This window comes from Pseudomonas sp. MC6, assembly GCF_054790575.1.
The window spans coordinates 2,920,387-2,941,593 of the sequence record NZ_CP186504.1; the positions used below are offsets into that span (position 1 = coordinate 2,920,387).

General features: G+C 60.5%; 15 protein-coding genes (1 of these 15 only partly in view). 9 read left to right on the forward strand and 6 right to left on the reverse strand.

Annotated features, from left to right (window positions below):
• A protein-coding gene (locus tag ACOYXE_RS13020) for a non-ribosomal peptide synthetase (protein ID WP_460929543.1) crosses the window boundary here: on the reverse strand, window positions 1-5,744 show its 5' end (the start). 6,577 nt of this gene lie to the left of the window's left edge; only the first 5,744 of its 12,321 coding nucleotides appear in the window; it begins with the start codon at window positions 5,742-5,744; its stop codon lies off the left edge, out of view.
• A 240-nt stretch (window positions 5,745-5,984) separates the two neighbouring features.
• Entirely contained in the window at window positions 5,985-6,722 is a 738-nt protein-coding gene (locus ACOYXE_RS13025; RefSeq protein WP_160057107.1) for a thioesterase II family protein, read from the reverse strand.
• A 129-nt stretch (window positions 6,723-6,851) separates the two neighbouring features.
• Here ACOYXE_RS13025 and ACOYXE_RS13030 point away from each other — a divergent pair, with 129 nt between their 5' ends.
• The gene (locus ACOYXE_RS13030; RefSeq protein ID WP_405122001.1) at window positions 6,852-7,985 is read left to right on the forward strand and encodes a cupin-like domain-containing protein; all 1,134 of its coding nucleotides are present in this window, start codon (window positions 6,852-6,854) and stop codon (window positions 7,983-7,985) included.
• Between the two features lie 101 nt (window positions 7,986-8,086).
• Here ACOYXE_RS13030 and ACOYXE_RS13035 read toward each other — a convergent pair whose 3' ends face one another.
• Window positions 8,087-9,259 (reverse strand): MFS transporter, encoded by a 1,173-nt coding sequence (locus tag ACOYXE_RS13035; RefSeq protein WP_460929546.1) that lies wholly within the window; start codon window positions 9,257-9,259, stop codon window positions 8,087-8,089.
• 263 nt (window positions 9,260-9,522) lie between these two features.
• On the opposite strand from ACOYXE_RS13035, the gene ACOYXE_RS13040 reads away from it, so the two are divergent.
• The 4 genes from ACOYXE_RS13040 to ACOYXE_RS13055 all read left to right on the forward strand — a co-directional run bounded on the left by ACOYXE_RS13040 (window position 9,523) and on the right by ACOYXE_RS13055 (window position 13,936).
• Window positions 9,523-10,524 carry a family 2 encapsulin nanocompartment cargo protein terpene cyclase gene (locus tag ACOYXE_RS13040; protein WP_405122003.1) on the forward strand — a complete coding sequence of 334 codons (1,002 nt, stop codon included), beginning with the start codon at window positions 9,523-9,525 and terminating at the stop codon, window positions 10,522-10,524.
• A 91-nt stretch (window positions 10,525-10,615) separates the two neighbouring features.
• Entirely contained in the window at window positions 10,616-11,416 is an 801-nt protein-coding gene (locus ACOYXE_RS13045; RefSeq protein WP_460929548.1) for a glucose 1-dehydrogenase, read from the forward strand.
• Window positions 11,409-13,235: a glycoside hydrolase family 15 protein gene (locus ACOYXE_RS13050; RefSeq protein ID WP_460929550.1), complete on the forward strand. Its 1,827-nt coding sequence runs from the start codon at window positions 11,409-11,411 to the stop codon at window positions 13,233-13,235. The genes ACOYXE_RS13045 and ACOYXE_RS13050 overlap by 8 nt, the downstream gene beginning before the upstream one ends.
• A gap of 311 nt (window positions 13,236-13,546) precedes the next feature.
• Window positions 13,547-13,936, forward strand: coding sequence for a hypothetical protein (locus ACOYXE_RS13055; protein ID WP_460929552.1), 390 nt, complete (start codon window positions 13,547-13,549; stop codon window positions 13,934-13,936).
• Here ACOYXE_RS13055 and ACOYXE_RS13060 read toward each other — a convergent pair.
• Both ACOYXE_RS13060 and ACOYXE_RS13065 read right to left on the reverse strand, forming a co-directional pair.
• Window positions 13,908-14,540, reverse strand: coding sequence for a hypothetical protein (locus tag ACOYXE_RS13060; RefSeq protein ID WP_160057100.1), 633 nt, complete (start codon window positions 14,538-14,540; stop codon window positions 13,908-13,910). The genes ACOYXE_RS13055 and ACOYXE_RS13060 overlap by 29 nt on opposite strands.
• A gap of 75 nt (window positions 14,541-14,615) precedes the next feature.
• Window positions 14,616-15,599: a GlxA family transcriptional regulator gene (locus ACOYXE_RS13065; protein WP_160057099.1), complete on the reverse strand. Its 984-nt coding sequence runs from the start codon at window positions 15,597-15,599 to the stop codon at window positions 14,616-14,618.
• A 90-nt stretch (window positions 15,600-15,689) separates the two neighbouring features.
• Between ACOYXE_RS13065 and inhA the strand changes: the two genes are divergently transcribed.
• The 4 genes from inhA to ACOYXE_RS13085 all read left to right on the forward strand — a co-directional run bounded on the left by inhA (window position 15,690) and on the right by ACOYXE_RS13085 (window position 19,534).
• Window positions 15,690-16,376: an isonitrile hydratase gene (inhA, locus tag ACOYXE_RS13070; RefSeq protein ID WP_405122008.1), complete on the forward strand. Its 687-nt coding sequence runs from the start codon at window positions 15,690-15,692 to the stop codon at window positions 16,374-16,376.
• Window positions 16,377-16,606: 230 nt separating this feature from the next.
• Window positions 16,607-17,398: a CPBP family intramembrane glutamic endopeptidase gene (locus ACOYXE_RS13075; RefSeq protein WP_160057097.1), complete on the forward strand. Its 792-nt coding sequence runs from the start codon at window positions 16,607-16,609 to the stop codon at window positions 17,396-17,398.
• A gap of 102 nt (window positions 17,399-17,500) precedes the next feature.
• Window positions 17,501-19,066 carry a methyl-accepting chemotaxis protein gene (locus ACOYXE_RS13080; RefSeq protein WP_007917140.1) on the forward strand — a complete coding sequence of 522 codons (1,566 nt, stop codon included), beginning with the start codon at window positions 17,501-17,503 and terminating at the stop codon, window positions 19,064-19,066.
• Between the two features lie 249 nt (window positions 19,067-19,315).
• Window positions 19,316-19,534, forward strand: coding sequence for a hypothetical protein (locus ACOYXE_RS13085; RefSeq protein ID WP_460929556.1), 219 nt, complete (start codon window positions 19,316-19,318; stop codon window positions 19,532-19,534).
• 265 nt (window positions 19,535-19,799) lie between these two features.
• Here the strand turns inward: ACOYXE_RS13085 and ACOYXE_RS13090 are convergent, their stop codons facing one another.
• The gene (locus ACOYXE_RS13090) at window positions 19,800-20,165 is read right to left on the reverse strand and encodes a DUF6124 family protein (protein ID WP_016983499.1); all 366 of its coding nucleotides are present in this window, start codon (window positions 20,163-20,165) and stop codon (window positions 19,800-19,802) included.
• Between the last annotated feature and the right edge of the window lie 1,042 nt (window positions 20,166-21,207).

The window sequence follows — 21,207 nt, forward strand, 5'->3', positions numbered from 1 at the left end:
CCGAATGTCAGTCCTTGTCCGGCCTGACTCAGCGCCTGGGCAATCGGGTAGTTTTCGAACACCAGAATATTGTCGAACAGTGCTTCACCGCCCTGCCCGGCCCAACGCTGGATGTCCGCCAGTGGCGTGTGTTCGAAGTCGCGCAGGCTCAGGTTTTGCGCCTGAACGGCTTGCAACCAGCTGCCAACGCTTTGATCCGGACGCGGCGCGCCAATCACCGGCAAGGTGTTGATGAACAGACCCACCTGTTGCTCGATGCCCGGCAGATCCGCCGGACGCCCGGCCACGGTCGCACCGAACGCCACGGCTTCGTGACCGGTATAGCGTTGCAGCAACAGCAGCCACGCCGCTTGCACCAAGGTGTTGACGGTGACTTTTTGCTGGCGGGCGAAGGCCTCCAGTGTTTGAGTGCGCTGCACGTCCAGGGTCAGGTAGTGATCGCCGTGGCCGCTGAGGTTCTCGCCGCCGGTGGCTGCGCGCGCCAGTCGCGTCGGCTCTTGCAGCGCGGCCAATTGACCGCTCCAGAATGCCTGACTCAGTTGACCATCCTGGCGTTGCAGCCAGGCGATGTAGTCGCGATAACGCCCGCCGCCATTCGCCGGCGTGCGCCCGCTGTAGCGCTGCAAGACTTCGCCGAGCAACTGTGAGTTGCTCCAGCCGTCCATGAGGATGTGGTGATGGGTGTAAATCAGGTGCCATTGCTCGGCGCCAGTCTGCACCAGCAGCAGTCGCAACAATGGTGCACTGCTCAGATCGAAACCTTGCTGACGCTCGGCATCGGCCAACGCCGCAAGCGCTGCGGGCTGATCGTCGCGGTCGCGCCAGTCCAGCGTGCTGAATGGCAGATGCACCTGCTTGTGGACGATCTGCACCGGCTGCGCCAGCTCACCCTGCCAGACGAACCCGCTGCGCAGAATGTCCTGCGCATCGACGGTGGCTTGCCACGCAGCGCGGAACCGCTCGGGATCGAGACCTTGTACGTCAACGCGCAACTGGTTGATGTACTCGCCCGCGGCTTGTTCGTAGAGGGTATGGAACAGCAAGCCTTGCTGCATCGGCGACAGAGGATAGACATCGTCGAGTTGACCCGCTGGCACCGGCAACCCATCCAGTTGCGCTTGCGTCACGCGCGCCAGCGGGAAGTCCGACGGCGTCGCTTGCGCGGCTTGCAACGTGCAGCAATGCTCGATCAGCGCATGCAGTTCCAGCGCGTATCGATCGACCAGATGCTGCACGGTCGCGCTGTCGAACATCTCACGACTGAAACCCCAGCTCATCGACAACTCACCGCCATACACCTGACCTTCTACGGTCAGCCAGTTGGCCAAGGGCGCAGCCGGATCCTGGGCGACGCCGCTGGTTTCAGCGGACGGCACTAACAGCGCGGCGTCGTCGAACTGACGGTCGAACTGGCCGAGGTAGTTGAAGGTAATGCGTGGCGGTGCCAACTGCGCCAGCTCGGCGCGCACCGATGGCGCCGCCAGATAACGCAGCACGCCGTAGCCCAGACCTTTGTCCGGCACCGCGCGCAGCTGCTCCTTGATCGACTTGATCGACCCGTCGAGATCGTCACTAGCCGTCAGCTTGACCGCGAACAGACTGGTGAACCAGCCCACGGTGCGGGTTAGGTCGATGTCATCGAACAGGTCTTCACGACCATGCCCTTCCAGTTCAATCAGCGTACCCGGCTGCCGGGTCCAGCGGCTGATGGTGCGCGCCAATGCGGTGAGCAGCAGATCATTGACCTGCGTGCGATACGCGGCCGGTGCCTGTTGCAGCAACTGACGGGTGCGCTCGGCATCAAGGCGCCATTCGATTTTCTCGCCGTGCAGGTTTTGCAGGCTGCCATCGGGACGTTCGCACGGCAAATCCTGCGCACCTTGATGCTGGGTTTTCCAGTAATCCAGTTGTTCGTCGAAGCGTGAAGCGGCGCTTTCGAGGCGCGCGGTCCAGGTCTGGAAGGCATTGGTCTTGGCCGGCAACTGAATGCCGCCTCCCGCCGCCAATTGCTCGTACGCCTGCTGAACATCTTCCAGCAACACCCGCCAGGAAACGCCGTCCACCGCCAAGTGGTGAATAATCAACGCCAGGCGCTGAGAGCCATCGGCCAGCGTCACCAGCAGTGCACGCAGCAGCGGACCGTTTTGCAGATCAAGGCTGCGCTGGGCTTCGTTGCACAGCGCCTGCAATTGCTCAGCAGTCTCGGCGTCACGCAGCCACAGCTCAGCACTGTCGACCAGCGGGCCGTGGCTTTGCTGCCAGCCTTCGGCGCTTTCGACAAAGCGCAGGCGCAAGGCGTCGTGATGATTGATCACCTGCGCCAGCGCGGCATCAAGCCACTGTGCATTCAGGGTGTCGCGCGGCGTCAGCAGCAGCGACTGGTTCCAGTGTTCACGCAGCGGCATCGCGCGGCTGAAGAAGTGCTGCTGGATCGGCCCGAGTACGGCGCTGCCGGTCACCGGCCCTTGATCTACCGAGGTCTGATTATCCAGCGTGGCAACCAGCGCGAGGCTGCGCACAGTCTGGTACTGGAACAGGTCGCGCGGGCTGAGTCGAATCCCGGCCTGCCGCGCACGGCTGACCACTTGAATCGAGATGATCGAGTCGCCGCCCAGTTCGAAGAAGTTGTCTTCGAGGCCGACGCGTTCAAGGCCGAGCACGTCCTCCCAAATCGCCGCCAGAGCTTTTTGCAGCGCATCCTGCGGCGCGACGAACGCCTGTTGTGGCGCCGCATCCGGTTGCGGCAAGGCTTTGCGATCGAGTTTGCCGTTGGCGGTGACCGGCAGTTTGGCCAGCGTCATCAGGTAGGTCGGCACCATGAATTCCGGCAGGCTGCCGAGCAGCCACGCCTTGACGTCCTGCTGCCACTGTTCGTCCGGCTGAGCCTGTTCCAGCACAAGGTAGGCCACCAAGTGCTTGCCGCCCTGCACCAGCACCACCGCTTCGCGCACCAGCGGGTGCTGCATCAGGCGGGTTTCGATTTCGCCCAGCTCAATGCGCAGACCGCGCAGTTTCACTTGATGGTCGAGACGACCGAGGTATTCGATCACGCCGTCGGCGCGCTGACGCACACGGTCTCCGGTGCGGTACAGCCGCGCGCCGTCGTGGAACGGGCACGGCACAAAACGCTCGGCGGTCAGCGCCGGACGCTGGTGATAACTGCGCGCGAGACCGGCACCGCCCAGATACAGTTCGCCAGCCACCCCACTTGGCACCGGCAGCAACTCGGCGTCGAGGACGTGGGTACGCAGGTTGGCGATCGGCCGGCCGATCGGCACGCTGTCGGCGCCTTCGTCAACGCAGGTCCAGTGGGTCACGTCGATGGCCGCTTCGGTCGGGCCGTAGAGGTTGTAGAGGCCGGCATTCGGCAGTTTGGCGAAGACTTGCAGTTGCGCGTCCAGCGGCAGCGCTTCACCGCTGCAGACGATGCGCTTGAGGCCCACGCAGCTTTCAACGCCCGCCTCGTGAATGAACGCCTGCAACATCGACGGCACAAAGTGCAGCGTGCTGATGCCGTGGCGGTTGATGATGTCGATCAGCTGCAGCGGATCGCGGTGCGCACCCGGCGCGGCAACCACCAGGCGCGCGCCGGTCAGCAGCGGCCAGAAGAATTCCCAGACTGACACGTCGAAACTGAACGGGGTTTTCTGCAACACCGAATCGCTGGCATCGATCGCGTACGCTTCCTGCATCCAGCACAAACGGTTGACCAGCGCGGCGTGGCTGTTGCCGGCGCCTTTCGGTTTACCGGTAGAGCCGGAGGTGTAAATCACATAGGCCAGATTCAGCGGATCGACGCTGACCTCGGGACGGCTGTCGCTGTAGCCGTCGAGCAGACCTGGCTGATCCAGTGTGATGACCTTGACGCCGTCAGTCGGCAGCGATGCCCGCAAAGCATCCTGAGTCAGCAGCAAAGTGATGCCGCTGTCCTCGATCATGTACGCCAGACGTTCCTGCGGGTACTCCGGATCCAGTGGCACATAAGCACCGCCAGCCTTGAGAATCGCCAGCAGCGCGATAACCATTTCCACCGAACGCAGGGCGCACACACCGACCAGACTGTCGGCCCGCACGCCTTGCTCACGCAGCAGATGCGCCAGGCGGTTGGCGCGGACATCCAGTTCGGCGTAGCTCAGGGTCTGCTCACCGAACAGCAGCGCCGGCGCATTCGGCGTACGCGCAACTTGCGCTTCGATCAGTTGGTGTATCGGTGTTTCGGTCGGATAGACCGCGTGGACGTTGTTCCAGTCATGCACCAGCGTGTGTTGTTCATCCGCTTCCAGCAACGGCAATTCGCCGATGCGTTGCGCCGGATCGGCGACCATGGCGGTGAGCAGACGCAGCCAGTGGCGCGCCATGCGCTCAATGGTCGCGGGCTCGAACAAATCGCTGGCGTACGTCAGCGCGGCGTGCAACTTGCCGCCCTTCTCGTAGGTATCCAGGGTCAAATCGAATTGGGTGGTGCGGCTCTGCCAGTCGAGGCTGTCGAGCACCAGGCCAGACGCCGTGCTGAGGGTGGCGATATCGGCCACTTGCGGCTGATGGTTGTACATCACCTGGAACAGCGGCGTGTGACTGAGGCTGCGCTCCAGTTTCAGTGCTTCGACCAGTTGCTCGAATGGCAGATCCTGATGCGCCTGAGCGCCGAGCGCGGTTTCCTTGATCCCGCGCAGCAGGTCATCGACTCGCGTCTGCCCGTCCAGTCGAGTACGCAACACCTGAGTGTTGACGAAGAAGCCGATCAGCCCTTCGATTTCGCCACGGTTGCGGTTGGCAATCGGCACGCCGACACGGATGTCAGTCTGACCGGTGTAGCGATGCAGCAGCGCGTTGAAGGCACCGAGCAACAACATGAACAGGGTGACCTGATACTTCTGCGCGGTATTGCGCAGTTGCTCGGCCAATTGCCCATCAATGGCGAATTCGTAACGAGTGCCGCGATAGCTCGGCATCGCCGGGCGGGCATGATCCAGCGGCAGCTCCAGCACCGAGTGTTCGTCACCCAGTTGTGCTTGCCAGTAATCGAGTTGCCGCGCCTGCTCGCCCGCCTCCAGCCAGCGGCGCTGCCACAAGGCATAGTCGCTGTACTGGATCGGCAGCGTGCTCAGCTGTGGCGGCTGACCGGCATCGAACGCGTCGTAGCAACGAATGAATTCGTCGATCAGCACGTTCATCGACCAGCCATCGGAGACGATGTGGTGCAGGGTCAGCAGCAGAACATGTTCCTGCTCGGCGAGCTTGAGCAAGGTCACCCGCAGCAGCGGGCCGACGGCCAGATCGAACGGCAATACCGATTGCTGTTCGGCGGCCTGCACCACGGCCTGTTCCCGCTCACTGGCTGGCAGCGCGCTGAAATCTTGATGCCTGATCATCAGCGGCGCCGTGGCCGGCACCTGCAACAGGCTGTCGTCCGCCTGGCGCTGGAACACCGTGCGCAGAGTTTCGTGACGCTCGACCAGGCTAGCGAAAGCTTGCTCCAGCGCGCCGAGGTTGAGGCGGCCGCTCAGGCGCACCGCGCCCGGCAGGTTATAGGCGCCGCTCTGCGGATCGAGTTGCCAGAGAAACCACATGCGCCGCTGCGCGTAGGACAACGCCAGGCGATCCTCGGCTTCGATCCCGGCCGGGATCGGAAACCGGGCGAAATCCACGCCCTCCTTTTGCAGCGCCGCGAGGAACATCTGGCGCTTTTCCAGGGGCAACCCGATAAACCGGCGAGCAAGTTTCAAGGAGTCTTCAGCATTCATTTCTCAGCATCCGGATCAGTAGGCAGGAAGCACAAAGGCACGTCATCCCTATAAAACGAATGCAGACCGGAAAAATTAGCGAATGAGAACAACTGTCAGGCGGGCTATGCGAGGGTTTGAGACATGTGCAAATCAGTGTGGGAGCGAGCCTGCTCGCGAACGCGGTGTGTCAGGCGCCATCTATATTGGCTGACAGGGCGCATTCGCGAGCAGTCTCGCTCCCACAGGGATTTTCGGTGTTCAGGCGGTGGCGGCCATGGCATGCCGGCGATGATGCACGTCGAGCTGATCCTTGATCACCTTCAGCACCTTCGCTTCATGCTCATGAATAAAGAAGTGCCCGCCGGCGAACATGTCCACCGAGAAACTGCCGCGGGTTTCCTTGCTCCAGCCGATCAATTGCTCGGTGGTGGCGCGATCTGCCTTGCCGCCCAACACATGCACCGGGCAGTTGAGCAGCGGTCGGGCCAGCGGCTCGAACTTGCCGCAGAGCTGGAAGTCGGCACGCAGGATCGGCAGGGTCAGGCTCATCAATTCTTCGTTGGCCAGCACTTCCTCGCTGGTGCCATTGAGCGTGCGCAATTGTTCGATCAATTCGGCGTCGGTCTTGGGTTCGGCAAAGCCGCGATCATAATCGGCACGCATCGTCGGCGCCGCGGTTCCCGAAGCGAACATCGCCACCGGCTCCGGACAACCCAGCGCACGCAAGGCATGAGCAATTTCGCAGGCCAGCAACGCGCCAAGGCTGTGGCCGAACAGCGCATAAGGCGCTTTTAGGGTCGGGCGCAATTCCTTGGCCAGCTGCATCGCCAGCCCACGCATGTCAGTGTGCAGCGGCTCACCAAAACGTGCGCCACGTCCCGGCAGCTCAACCGGTTGCAAGTGTAGCCACTGCGGCAGTTTCGGCCGCCAGCGGCTGTAGACCATGGCACTGGCGCCGGAATACGGCAGGCACAGCAGGGTCAGCTTGGTCACCACGCTTTCCTCGGAAAATTCATCTGTAGAGAGAAACGGATCCCGTGGCGGTTAAATTAGTCATCGACCGGTAAATTCCCCCCACAGGCGCTCGTTAACTGTTCAGGCCAAAACCAATAACGAGGATTCACCGTGGACCTGCAGAGCATTCTGGGCAAGCTGTTCGCCAATGCCGGTGCCGTCGGCATCGAAGGCGTTTTCCAATTCGTCTTTGGCCCGCACCTGGCTTTCTGGTCAGAGGTCAAGGCCAGCAGCCGCACCGAGCCAGGACTTCACGCCAGCCCGGACGTGACCATTGAAGTCGCCGAGCGCGATTTCCTCGGGATCATGAGCGGCATGGCCAACGTTGAGGAGCTGTTCGCCAGCGGGCGCCTGAAAATCGGCGGCAACATGGGCCTGGCAACGATGCTGCCGCAAATCATCGAGCATGCGATGCACGGTGGCGCCGTGGCGGAAAAAGTCGACATGAACAAGCGCTACCCAACCCCGCCGCGCTTCAGTGAAAAACTCACCGCCAGCCTGCCGACCCAAAGCAGCATCGAACGCCTTGCCCGCAGTGATCTGTCGGTCGCCGAATTCAACAGCCGTTACCTGCCCAATGGCATTCCGGTGGTGATCAGCAATGCGCTGCACGACTGGCCACTGTTCAAGCTCAGCCGCGAAGAATCGCTGGTGCATTTCGCCGAGCTGCAAGGCATCACCCGCCATGGCGATTACGTGAAGAAAACCTTCTCCACCGAACGTGATTTCCGCTCGACGTCGATGGCCGACTTTATCGCCTCGCTGGACCAACCGGCGGTCAAGGGTGCGGATGGCGAGCCGCCAGCGTATATGGGCAACAACATTCTGCCAGCGCAGTTGATGCAACAGATCAAATACCCGGCCTACTTCGACGCCTCGTTATTCATTCCGCCGCGTATCTGGATCGGTCCCAAAGGCACGCTGACGCCGCTGCATCGCGATGACACCGACAACCTGTTCGCGCAAGTCTGGGGACAGAAGAAATTCACCCTCGCCGCGCCGCATCACCGCGAGGCGCTGGGCACTTGGTCGACGGCGCCGAAGGGCGGGCTGGATGGTTGTGATTTCAACCCCGATGCGCCGGATTACAAGCGCTTCCCCGCCGCTCGGGACGTGACCTTCCTGCGCGTAACGCTGGAGGCTGGGGATCTGCTGTTTTTGCCGGAGGGCTGGTTCCATCAGGTGGAGTCGGTGTCGACATCACTGTCGGTGAATTTCTGGGTGAATTCGGGACGGGGCTGGTAAACAGTTGCCACCTCCACTTTGTAGGAGCTGTCGAGTGAAACGAGGCTGCGATCTTTTGACTTTAACGATCAAGATCAAAAGATCGCAGCGTGCCGCAGCTCCTACTTGAGATGGCGGTAGCTCTGTATCGCGGAGCCAAGCACCACCGCCCCTGCTGCAATCGCCAGCCAGAAACCGCTGCGCGCACCGAAAGCGTCCACCAGCCAACCGGAGCCGGCAGCCCCGACGGCCACGCCGATACTCAAACCGGTAACCAGCCAGGTCAACCCTTCGGTGAGTTTGGCCGCTGGCACAATGCGTTCAATCAACGCCATCGCCACAATCAGCGTCGGCGAGAAGAACAGCCCGGCAACGAATACGGCCAGCGACAAGCCGAAAATATTGCTCGCCAGCAACAGCGGCAATGTCGTCACCGCCGTCGCCACCCCGCCGTACAGGAACAACTGCGGCAATGGCAATTTCGAGCGCATCGCACCGAAGGCGATGCCGGCCAGGCACGAACCGATCGCGTACACCGACAGCACGATGCTCGCGGCCGCCGGCTGCCCTTGCTGTTGGGCAAACGCAACGCTGACTACATCAATCACGCCGACAATAACGCCCATGGCGATCATCAGCGCCAGCAGTAATTGAACGTCGGTCGAACCAATGATCGAGGCGTGATGTTCGCACGCATGCGGGTGCACCGGCGGCTCGGTGCTGCGCTGGGCAACGAACGCCGTCACGCCGATCGCCAGCGCCAATAGCGCCGCCAACGGTCCGGCCTCGGGGAACACTGCCACGCATAACCCCACCGACAGCGGCGGACCGACGATAAAGCAGACTTCATCAAGCACCGACTCCAGCGCATAAGCCGTCTGCAATTGCGGCTGACCGCGATAGATTTCCGTCCAGCGCGCCCGCACCATCGCCGACATGCTCGGCATGCAACCGGCCAGCGCGGCGAAGATGAACAGCGTCCAGGTCGGTGCCTGCAAGCGGGTGCAGAGCAGCAGCATCAGCAGCGCTCCGCCGCCGATCAACGCCGATACCGGGAGAATTTTTCGCTGGCCATAACGGTCAACCAGACGCGACACCTGTGGCGCGCAAAACGCGGTGGCCAAGGCAAACATCGCCGCCACCGCACCGGCCAACGCATAGCCGCCCTTCAACTGCGAGAGCATGGTGATCACACCGATACCGGTCATGGAGATCGGCATGCGCGCGATCATCCCGGCCAGCACAAAATTTCGTGCACCGGGGGCGTTGAATAATTCGCGGTAAGGGTTTGCCATGGACTGCAGCCTCATCAAGGGCCGCCAAGTTGCCATAGGGTCGGGTGGCGGGGAAGCGCGCAATTGTTGGTGGAATGTGAAGGAGTGAAGTCCAAGGGCCTTTTGATAAACAGATGACTCAGCCGCCCCGGCGAGCCTGCCGGTGTCAACTGACCAGACCGATGGAAATCTCCGTTGGATGCTGGATCGACGTTGACCATCCGTCGCAAAACGCACAGACCTGTCAGGTCTGACAGGTGCCTTTTTTGGCCAATAGGGCTCTGATGACCCTGCGCTCAACCGCGAAGGAATCGTCGATGAAATCGCCCTGGACCGTCCCGCAGCTTTATGGACTTGCGCCCTTTAGAGTCGACCTCTCTCTGGCGGCAGAAGTGGATGATCGCCTCATGCCGTGGATTGAGCAGGTCGGAATTTTTCCAGGACACCATGCAAAAGTGCGCGCCATGGGCTTCGGCCGCTTCGCCATGCTGTGTCATACCGACACCGATGATCCGGCTCGGCTGTTGCTGGCGGCGCAATGTTTTGCCGCCCTCTTCGCTGTCGATGATTACTACTGTGATGATGAGAGAACGGGATCTGAACCGAAAATGGTCGGCCCGCGCCTGTCCGTGGCGCTGGCGGCGCTGGAACCGGTGTACTTGAGCGAACGGTTCCGGCCCGGTCTTGAGCAGGCATTGAGCAGCGATCCGGTATTGGTCGCTCTGCGCGGCTATCTGGCGCGGGTGGAGGCCCTCGCAACACCGGCACAGGTCGCACGCGTACGCCATGAAATCATCGCCATGTTCGTGACCATGAGCGCCGAAGCGGCCTGGCGCACCGAAGGTCTCACGCCCGCGCTTTGGGAATATCTGGCCCACCGTCAGGTCAACAGTTTCCTGCCGTGCCTGTCGTTGATCGACATCATCGGGGGCTACGAACTCCCCGCGAATGTGTATAGCGCACCGGATGTGCGACGCGTCACGGCTCTGGCCGCCAGCGCGACGATCATTGCCAATGATCTTTTTTCGGCGCTGAAAGAACAGCAGGCCGGGATCGGTGATTTCAACCTGCCTTTGCTGTTGACCCGTGAACAGCAATGCTCGCCCGAACAAGCCATGGCGCAAAGTGCCGCCATTCACGAAGAAATCATGCATTTGTACGAAGCCGCAGAACAGTCCGTACTGCCGAACGCATCAGCGCCGCTCAAACGTTACCTGTGCGGAATCAAGAGCTGGCTGGCCGGCAATGTCGAATGGCATCGCACAAGTGGGCGCTATCGGGTCTGAAGCTGTCGATCTTTTCATGATCGCGAGATGAACTCTCGCCGCCGCACGTCAGTCAGCTAAATAAGCCCACTGACCCAAGGTGCGACTTTGCATGCACATTTCCCTCGCCGGACAAACAGCCCTGATCACCGGCGCCAGCTCCGGCATCGGCCACGCTGCCGCCAAAGCCCTCGCCGCTGCCGGCGCGGCGGTGGTCATCAACTACAACCGCCAGGCAGAACCGGCCGAAGCACTGGCCCGGCAGATCATTGCCGACGGCGGCCAGGCGCTGGCCATCGGCGCCGACGTCTCGAAGGAAGAAGACGTTGAACGACTGTTCGCCGAAACCCTCGACGCCTTCGGCTCGCTGGATATTCTGATCGCCAATTCCGGGATGCAAAAAGACGCCGCCGCCGTGGACATGACCCTCGAAGACTGGAACGCAGTGATCAGCGTCAACCTCACCGGGCAGTTCCTCTGCGCTCGCGCCGCCCTGCGCATCTTCAATCGCCAGGGCATTCGCGAAGGCGTGTCGCGCGCGGCCGGCAAGATCATCCACATAAGTTCGGTGCACCAGCGCATTCCCTGGGCCGGGCACGTCAATTACGCCGCGTCCAAGGGTGGCGTCGATCAATTGATGCAGACCCTCGCGCAGGAAGTCAGCCATCAACGCATTCGCATTAACGGCATCGCGCCGGGGGCGATTCGCACGGCAATCAACAAAGACGCGACCGAAGGCGCTGCCGGCGACAAGCTGCTGGAGCTGATCCCCTACGGCCGTATCGGCGACGCGGAAGACATCGCCAACGCCGTGGTCTTTCTCGCCTCGGATGCCTCCGATTACATCGTCGGCACCACCCTGTTCATCGACGGCGGCATGAGCCTCTATCCGGAGTTTCGCGGCAATGGCTGAGCATCACCTGGAACGACAAAGTCCGATCGATGCCCACGGCATCATCGGTGACATGCGCAGTGCAGCGCTGATCAATGATCGCGGTAGCGTGGATTTCTTCTGCTGGCCGGAGTTCGACAGCCCGTCGATTTTCTGTTCGTTGCTGGACAGCCCCGACGCGGGGATTTTTCAGTTGGCGCCGGACTTGCCCGATGCGCGCCGCGAGCAGATTTACCTGCCCGACACCAATGTGCTGCAAACCCGCTGGCTGAGTGAGCGTGCGGTGGTAGAAATCACCGACCTGTTGCCTATCGGAGACAGTGACGATGCCCTGCCGCTGTTAATGCGGCGGGTTCGCGTAGTAAGTGGCTCGGCGACTTTCACGATGCGCTGCGCCGTGCGCCACGATTACGCCCGAGCCGACACCCGAGCAGAGATGGATCAACAAGACGTGACGTTCAGCGCTGCTGGCCAACCATCACTGCGCCTGGCTTCGGACCAGCCGCTGCGGATCGATGCGCAAGCAGCGGTGGCGCAATTCACGCTCAAGCAAGATGAAACGGCGGCGTTCATGCTCGGTGCCACCGATGATCCTCGATTCGCCGAAGGCGCCGGACACTTGTGCATGGAACGCACGCTGAAGTTCTGGCGCGACTGGATCGGACAGTCGATTTACCGCGGACGCTGGCGCGAAATGGTCAACCGCTCGGCCCTTGCGTTGAAACTGCTGACGTCGCGCAAACACGGAGCCATTCTCGCTGCCGCCACTTTCGGTCTTCCGGAAACGCCCGGCGGCGAACGCAACTGGGATTATCGCTACACGTGGATCCGCGACGCGTCATTCACGGTGTACGCGCTCATGCGCCTGGGCTTTGTCGGCGAAGCCAACGCCTATATGGGCTGGCTGCGCGGACGGGTCAGCGATTGCTGCGGCAAGCCGATGAAGTTGAACATTCTGTACGCCATCGACGGACGACAGGAATTGCCGGAAACCGAGCTTTCGCACCTGTCCGGTCACGGCGGCGCGCAACCGGTGCGCATCGGCAACGGCGCTTACGATCAGATTCAACTGGATATCTTCGGCGAGCTGATGGACGCGGTGTATCTGGTCAACAAATACGGCGATGCAATTTCCCACGAGGGCTGGAAACACGTGCGCGAAGTCGTCGATCAAGTCTGTGAGACGTGGCAGACCAAAGACGTTGGCATTTGGGAGATGCGCGGTGAGCAGCACCACTTTCTGCACTCGCGTTTGATGTGCTGGGTAGCGCTGGACCGGGCTATTCGTTTGGCCTCGAAACGCTCGCTGCCGGCGCCATTCGCGCAATGGGATCAGACCCGGCAGGCGATCTACGCGGATATCTGGGACAACTTCTGGGATGAAAAGCGCGGGCATTTCGTTCAGTACAAGGGTGGCACGGCGCTGGACGGCTCGATGCTGCTGATGCCGTTGGTGCGCTTCGTCAGCGCCAAGGATCCGCGCTGGCTGTCGACGCTTGAGGCGATTGAAAAACATCTGGTGCGCGACGGCATGGTGTATCGCTATCGCAACGACGACAGCAATATCGATGGCCTGGCCGGCACCGAAGGCGCTTTTGCTGCGTGCTCGTTCTGGTATGTCGAATGCCTGGCTCGCGCGGGGCAGGTTGAAAAAGCACATCTGGAGTTTGAGCAATTGCTGCGCTATGCCAACCCGCTCGGGTTGTATGCCGAAGAATTCGACAGCCATGGCCGGCACCTTGGCAATACGCCACAGGCGTTGACACATCTGGCGTTGATCAGTGCGGCGAGCTTTCTGGATCGACGCTTGAGCGGGGAAAAGAGTGAGTGGCAGCCTTGAGGTCGTCCCGTTCTTCGTCAGCGTCTGTCAGATAAATCGTACTTTAAACGCCTTTTGTGGGAAGCCGGACTACACGCCACACACATCACCCAGCGCCGAATTTCGGCGCTGCCCCCTGCACCGGTTACCTGCGGCGACACTTTGTGTAAATCAATGCCTGCAAAAAACTCACAAACGCCACGTAAAGCCACCCTCGTAACTTGCACTTACACCCCGAAATACCTTGTTGCCAGCCGTTACATCCGCCCCTACCATCCACCGCAACGGGCACAGCGGAGCTGTCCAATAAAACCCGAATTCAAGGAACCAGAATGTCCCAGCACGTCCAGCGCACCATCGACACGCCTCTTCGCAGCGGCCTGACCCGCACCCAACTCTGGGAAGCCGCGGACAAAGGCCTGATCAAATGCTGGGAAATCGGCCGCCAACGCGCCACCCGCTTCCCCGACCTCGCGCAAAAATGTCTCGCCGGCGAACTGCCAGTGCTCGGCTGGAAGGGTGGCGTGAGCCGTAGCCTGAAGAAAAACGAAAAATATGGCTCGCTGAAGTATCTGGCGCAATGGCAAGGCTTGCGCGGCGAGGATCTGGATATCGATTTGAGTGAAGAGCGTTCGCTGACCTGCTCGCGGACGAAGATGCGTGTGACGTTTACGCCGGATCGGACGAAGTATTTCAATCAGGTGGCGGAAGCCGAGGCTTAGCCGTGCGGAAGTCCGGGCGGTAGCAATCCGGGTACAGCGCGCATACGCCGTACTGGGCATCCAGATCGGCCATGTGCTGGTAAAACTGCTCAATTTCCCAGAACGTCTCATCCGCGACGGTCATCAAGTAGAAGTAACTGAGTTGATGATCATTGGGCAGCACCAGCGCAAACTCTGGCAGCGCGTCCATTCGCGGTGCATCGGCCAGAGCCGCTAGCATGGGCGTCGGAGCCTCGGACAACTGCTCGAAGTACTTTTCTTTATAAGCCGTCAGGCCGATGGCTTCGCCCTTGGCTCTGGCATCGATCAGTTGCGCGAGGTTTGCGCGGCGCTGCTGCCAGTACGCGGCTGGCAGGTCGACATTCATTTGTTTCTTATGGCTGGCCACTGCCTCATCTGCAGAGACTTGGCGCTTTCGTTCGCCCGGCTCGGCGGCAGCTCGTGCTTCGAGTTCCTTGAATGACAGCATGATCGTCGACTTGGCAAACATGCGCTCCATCAGTTCACGGCGTTGCGGGGTATCCGGCAGTGACGGGGGCGGCGAAGCGCAACCGGCCAGCATCCCGACGAATACCAGCAGAGCAAGCAGCGATTTGAGTGACATGCATCGTCCTTGAAGTCGGTTGGCAGAATAAGCTGCGCAGTCTATCTGAACCGGAGAAAGCCCCACCGGAAATGCTCAAGGCATCACCAGTTCTGCTGCAGCGCTAACCGAAAACCGCTCCCGATACGCCTGAGGCGTCACGCCGATAGCCCGCAGGAAACTTCGTCGCAATGTCTCTTCACTGCCAAACCCGCAATTGGCGGCGATGCGTTTGACCGGCAAACCTGTGTCACTGAGCAATCGCCGGGCGGTTTCGACGCGGATCAGTTCAATCGCCCGCGCCGGGGTCTGGCCGGTGTCGGCGCGGTAATGGCGGACGAAACTGCGTTCGCTCATGCCAGCCTGCTCGGCCAGCGTCGGGATGCCGAGATCGCAGGTGAGGTTTTCGGCGATCCACGCGTGCAACTCATCAAAACGATTGCCCTGATTCTGCAACGACAGGGTCACGCTGAACTGCGACTGTCCGCCCGGACGTTTGAGAAACACCACAAGATGCCGGGCGACGTCCAATGCGATGTCGCTGCCCAAGTCCTCTTCCACCATCGCCAGCGCCAGATCGATGCCGGCAGTGACACCTGCCGAGGTCCACACCGGGCCGTCATTGATGAAAATCGGATTGGCTTCGACTTGCAGTTTCGGGTGCTGCTGCGCCAGTTGTTCGCAGCGGGTCCAGTGGGTGACCACTCTGCGGCCATCAAGCCAGCCACTGGCGGCCAACAGAAATGCCCCTGTACACACGGAGGCCACGCGTCGACATTTGCCGGCATGTTGGCGCACCCAATCCACCAGCGGCACATCTTCGGCGGCGGGATAAATGCCCCAGCCACCGGCAATGATCAACGTGTCGCTGGGCGCTTCGGGCAACGGCTCAGCCAACACCGCCAAACCCGCCGATGACATCACCGCCCCGCCGCCGCTGGCAATCACACTCGGTGCATAAGGCATCGGCAAGCCGCGCTGACGGGCGATGTCGTTGGCCGAGGCGAACACCTGCAACGGCCCGGTGACATCGAGGATCTGCATGTTGGCAAACGCGAGTACGTGGATGGCTTTGGGCATTTGGCGTAATTCGTGGGGTTATTGGCGTATGCGCCAGAACCTACGCGCCTACAGTGAAGCCGTCCACCCCTTTTTCATGGAGCAAGAACGATGACGCTGCAGATCGGTTTTCTGTTGTTTCCACAGGTTCAGCAACTCGACCTGACCGGGCCGTACGACGTGCTCGCCTCGTTGCCGGGCGTGCAGGTGCATCTGATCTGGAAGGATCTGATGCCGGTGACCGCCAGCACCGGTCTGCTATTGAAACCGACCATCACGTTCGAGGATTGCCCGTGTCTGGATGTGATCTGCATTCCCGGCGGCGGCGGTGTCGGGCCGTTGATGGAAGACGCGCAGACGCTGGACTTCATCAAACGCCAGGCCCTTCAGGCGAAATATGTGACCTCAGTGTGCACCGGCTCGCTGGTCCTCGGCGCAGCAGGCCTGCTGCAAGGCAAACGCGCGACCACGCATTGGGCGTATCACGATTTGCTGCCGACATTGGGGGCGATTGCGGTGAAGGATCGGGTGGTGCGTGACGGCAATCTGTTTACGGGTGGCGGAATTACAGCGGGGATCGATTTTGCCTTGGTGTTGGCTGAAGAGTTGGTGGGGGCCGACACGGCGCAACTGATTCAGTTGCAATTGGAATATGCCCCAGCGCCGCCGTTCAACGCGGGCAGCCCGGAGACTGCGCCGGGTGCGATTGTCGATGAGGCACGTTTGCGTGCGGCGCCATCACTGAAGTTGCGCACGGAAATCACCGAGCGTGCTGCCGCGAAACTCAATCTGCACTGATTCGTCAGCCAAATACAAAACCCTGTAGGAGTGAGCCTGCTCGCGATTGCGGTGGGTCCGCCAACATCTGCGTTGAATGACACACCGCAATCGCGAGCAGGCTCACTCCTACAGTTGATCGGGTTACCAAGGATATTTTGGTTGTCCCCGATCACCGCCACACCTTCACTTGTCCCCACGCCCCCACCCGTGTAGAAAGCCCCTCCACACATTCTGCACAGGGACTTTCGATGAAGGCTTTGCCATGGCTCTATCTGGCGCTTCTCAGCCTCGGTTATGGATGGGCGCTGAGCTACGGCCACCTCGGCTGGCTCGCTTTGATTTCCGTGGGGCTGCTGGTGTTCGCCGGTTTTGCCGTTCGCCAGCAACAGGTTCCGGTCGCACGTTTTCTCGGCCATGGCCTATTTATCGTGCTGGCTTTGGCGCTGGCGTTGCACTGGCTGCCGGGCTTCGCCAACGGTCGCGCCATTGATCCGCAGCGCTTCACCGACAACGCCGTGCCATTCTCGATGTACCTGAATCTGGATAAACCGCTCATTGGCTTCTGGCTGCTGCTGGTGTGCCCGTGGATTGTCGGGCGACGTTCGTTACGCCTGAGCGTGTACGCCACCGCCCTCGCCCTGACGCTAAGCACGGTTCTGGCCCTCGGCGGCGCGCTGTTGCTGGGCGTGATTGCCTGGGCACCGAAATGGCCGGATCAGGCCTGGCTGTGGGTGCTGAACAACCTGCTGCTAGTGACCTTGGTCGAGGAAGCGCTGTTTCGCGGCTATATACAGGGCGGCCTCAGCCAGCGCTTCAAACACTTGCCGTACGGGGACAACCTCGCCCTGCTGCTGGCCTCGCTGCTGTTTGGTCTGGTGCATGCCGGCGCGGGCTGGACCTGGGTGTTGCTGGCAGGGCTGGCGGGCGTCGGTTATGGTCTGGCCTACCGTTTTGGCGGACTCGGCGCGGCGATCGCCACGCATTTCGGCCTGAACCTGCTGCATTTCGGCTTGTTCACTTATCCGATGCTCGCCGGCTGAAGCAAGCGCCGTTTTGCGACGCTGTGCTGATTATTGAAAAAAAATTTCAATAAAAAGCTGGCACCGCCGACAACCTTTCAAAGCCTTGCGGATTGAAAAACCATGCGTAATAACCAGCCCATTACACAACGCGAACGGACTTTCCCGGCTCAGCAGCGGTTGATTTCCACAACCGACGCCAAGGGCGTGATCACCTACTGCAACGACGCATTCGTCGAGATCAGCGGGTTTTCGCGTGAGGAACTGATCCGTGCGCCGCACAACCTGGTTCGTCACCCCGACGTCCCGGCTGCGGTGTTTTCGCACATGTGGGGCACACTGAAACAAGGCTTGCCATGGATGGGCATTGTCAAGAATCGCTGCAAGACCGGTGACCATTACTGGGTTAACGCCTATGTAACACCGGTGTTCGACGGCAATCAGGTGGTCGGTTACGAGTCGGTGCGGATCAAACCCACCGCCGAACAGATCCGCCGTGCCGAAGCGCTCTACCAACGCATCAACCAGGGCAAGTCGGCGATCCCTTCCAGCGATAAATGGCTGCCGGTGTTGCAAGACTGGCTGCCGTTCATTCTGGTCAGCCAACTGAGCTTCGTGATCGGCGCGACACTGAACTCGCAGTGGGGCTTTGCTCTGGCTGCCGGTTTGTCGGTGCCGCTGGGCCTGATGGGCCTGCAATGGCAGCAACGCGGGCTCAAACGCCTGCTGCGCCTGGCCGAGCAGACCACCTCCGACCCGTTGATCGCGCAGATGTACACCGACAGCCGTGGCGCGCAGGCGCGTCTGGAAATGTCGATCCTAAGCCAGGAAGCACGCCTGAAAACCTGCCTGACCCGTTTGCAGGACACAGCCGAACACCTGACCGATCAGGCCAAGCAATCCGACCGACTGGCACACAGCAGCTCGACCGGCCTGGAACGTCAACGCGTGGAAACTGAACAAGTCGCCACCGCCGTCAACCAGATGGCCGCGACCACTCAGGAAGTGGCGAGCCACGTGCAGCGCACCGCTGACGCGACTCAGGAAGCCAATCGCCTGACCGGTCGTGGTCGTGACATCGCCGGGGAAACCCGCGAAGCCATTCAGCGTCTATCCGTAGTTGTTGGGGAAACCGGTCTGACCGTGACCCAACTGGCCAAGGACAGCGACGAAATCGGCGGCGTGGTTGATGTGATCAAAGGCATCGCCGACCAGACCAACTTGCTCGCTCTGAACGCTGCGATCGAAGCCGCGCGTGCCGGTGAAATGGGCCGTGGTTTTGCCGTGGTGGCTGACGAAGTACGCCAACTGGCGCAACGCACCAGCGAATCGACCGGGCAGATTCACGCTCTGATCGCCAAGCTGCAACAGACAGCTTCGAGTGCTGTGCAAACCATGGAAGCCGGGCATCGTCAGGCTGAAGAGGGTGTAGCGCGGGTGCTGGAAGCGGATCAGGCGCTGGTCGGGATCAGTGAAGCGGTGGCCAACATCACCGACATGACCACGCAGATTGCAGCCGCGACCGAAGAGCAAAGTGCGGTGGCTGAGGAGATCAGCCGCAACATCAGCAATATTTCGGAGTTGGCGGATCAGACTTCCGAGCAGGCGCATAACTCGGCGTTGCTGAGTGAAGAACTGACGAAGACGGCGAATACGCAGTACTCGTTGGTGGAGCGGTTTAACCGCTGATTGAACTGGCGGTAACTAAAAAAACCCGGAGGGCGCGAGCTTCCGGGTTTTTTGTTGCTTGTCTGAAAATGATGGTGCTTGGCAGACCGCTTTCGCGAGCAAGCTCGCTCCCACATTGGAACTGCTCGGAACCACAGTTCTGTGTCCGACGACAATCTCCTGTGGGAGCGAGCTTGCTCGCGAAGAGGCCTTCTCTGCCGGCGAAGATCTCACTCAAGCAATGCAGACACTGCCTACAACGAGCCCAGAATGCGCCGACTGGTGCTCGTTGAGGCCAGGTTCTATCGTTTGCCGGTCGCTACTCAATCACGCAGACCGGCAAGCATGAATACAACCCCTGCTCGAAAACCCGCAAAACAGAAAGTTCGTGATGAACTGACATTCCTTGATGTTCGACAAGCCGCCCGTGATGGGCAGAAAGTGCTCGATAAATTTGTGATCACTGGCAGGCTACCCATTACAAAGTAAATCAAAAAAATCGCAGCCTGCCACAGCTCCTAAAAAGCCATTGTGTAGGAGCTGCCGCAGGCTGCGATCTTTTAATTCTGAAAGCCCGGACGGCGAAAGCTTCCGGTTTTTTATTGCCTGTTTGAAATCGATGGTGCTTGGCAGGCCGCCATCGCGAGCAGGCTCACTCCTACAGGGGATCGTTGTCGGGCACTCAATCAGTGATCACCGCAGATTCAATTTGGGAGCGAGCTTGCTCGCGATGAAGCCATAACAGCCAGCGAAACTACTGAGGCAACTTCAGCTTATCCAGCAGTCGATTGACCAACAGTTCGTTGAGCATGATCACCTGTTGCAGCGCCAGCAGCGGTTTGCGCTCCGGGCCGCCGATTGAGTTGGCGATGTTACCGGCCATGGCATGGGCGTATGAAAGCGACTCGCTAGCCTCGACCAGCAGGGTTTCGTCATCCAGCGTGGGGTCGACGAGATAGACGGGGCGAAATTTTGGCGAGCTTGGTGGAGCCCCCAGGGCTTCGGGTCTGAGGTAGTAGTCGAGGGCGCGATCAGTCGCTTCTTTGACCTTTTGCGGATCAAGTGAGGGGTCGTGGGGGACTGGGTCGGTGACTGGTGGGTTTGGTGTGATTTTGAACATAGATAAAGCTCCAATTTGAAAAAACGGGAGCCATCACCCTCGCTACCAAACGGCGGGTGGCGGCCATGCGCGGGTTGGTAGACCGGTCAAATTGGGTAACCCGGCGCTCACAGAGGAGCCCCACGCATGCCCACCATACAAAGCCATATCTCAAAAAAGGAGACAGCATCGACGGTGTCGCAACAACGACAATTTAAAGCGGGCTACCAAACCCGATCACTGATTTGCAGTGACAGGCAAACGATATAGCCCGGCCTATAGCCGCGTAAGCCGGCGGATTCTGGCGTACGCGTAGGTAACGGCGCAAGGTGTTGTAGGCCCGATGGCGTAACGGTTCGTGTACTTTAAACGCGCTCACGGAATCATGTTTACGCACAGGAAATGCTGGACAGAGAGCGCTTCCAGTTTTTTATCGTGTCAGCGAAATCGCCCCTCACCCTGACCCTCTCCCAGAGGGAGAGGGGACTGAACCGAGGTGTTTGGGCAAGGTATACAGACGTGCAATACCGCGTTGAACTCAAGCACTGAAAAGCACACAAATCGGCTCTTCTCCTTCCCAGAGAGAGGTGACTGACCGAGGCGTTTGGGCAAGGTACGCCGACGTGAAATACCGAGTCGAGTTCAGATTCTGAAACAGATCAAAAGCCCCTCACCCTAGCCCTCTCCCAGAGGGAGAGGGGACTGATCGCGGTGTTTGGGAGAGGTACGCCGACGTGCAATAGCGCGTTGAACTCAGGCTTTGAAAAGCTCACAAATCGGCTCCCTCTCCCTCGGGAGAGGGCTGGGGTGAGGGGCAGTCACAACACAAATTAATAGCCGAACACCGCTTGGCCCTTAACCACTCAATAGGCCGAGTGTCAGCTCGCCTGCTCTTGATCTTGATCCACGGGCGACGTCGGAAGGCTGAGTGGAGGGATTGATCCTGGCGTGGGAGCGCAGCGACCGTTTGGCGCAGCCAAACACAGCGAGAGGAGGTGCAGCGAAGCAAACCGGAGACGCTGCGCCCGGATCGATCCCGCAGCGAAGGGACCCCGAGCCTTAG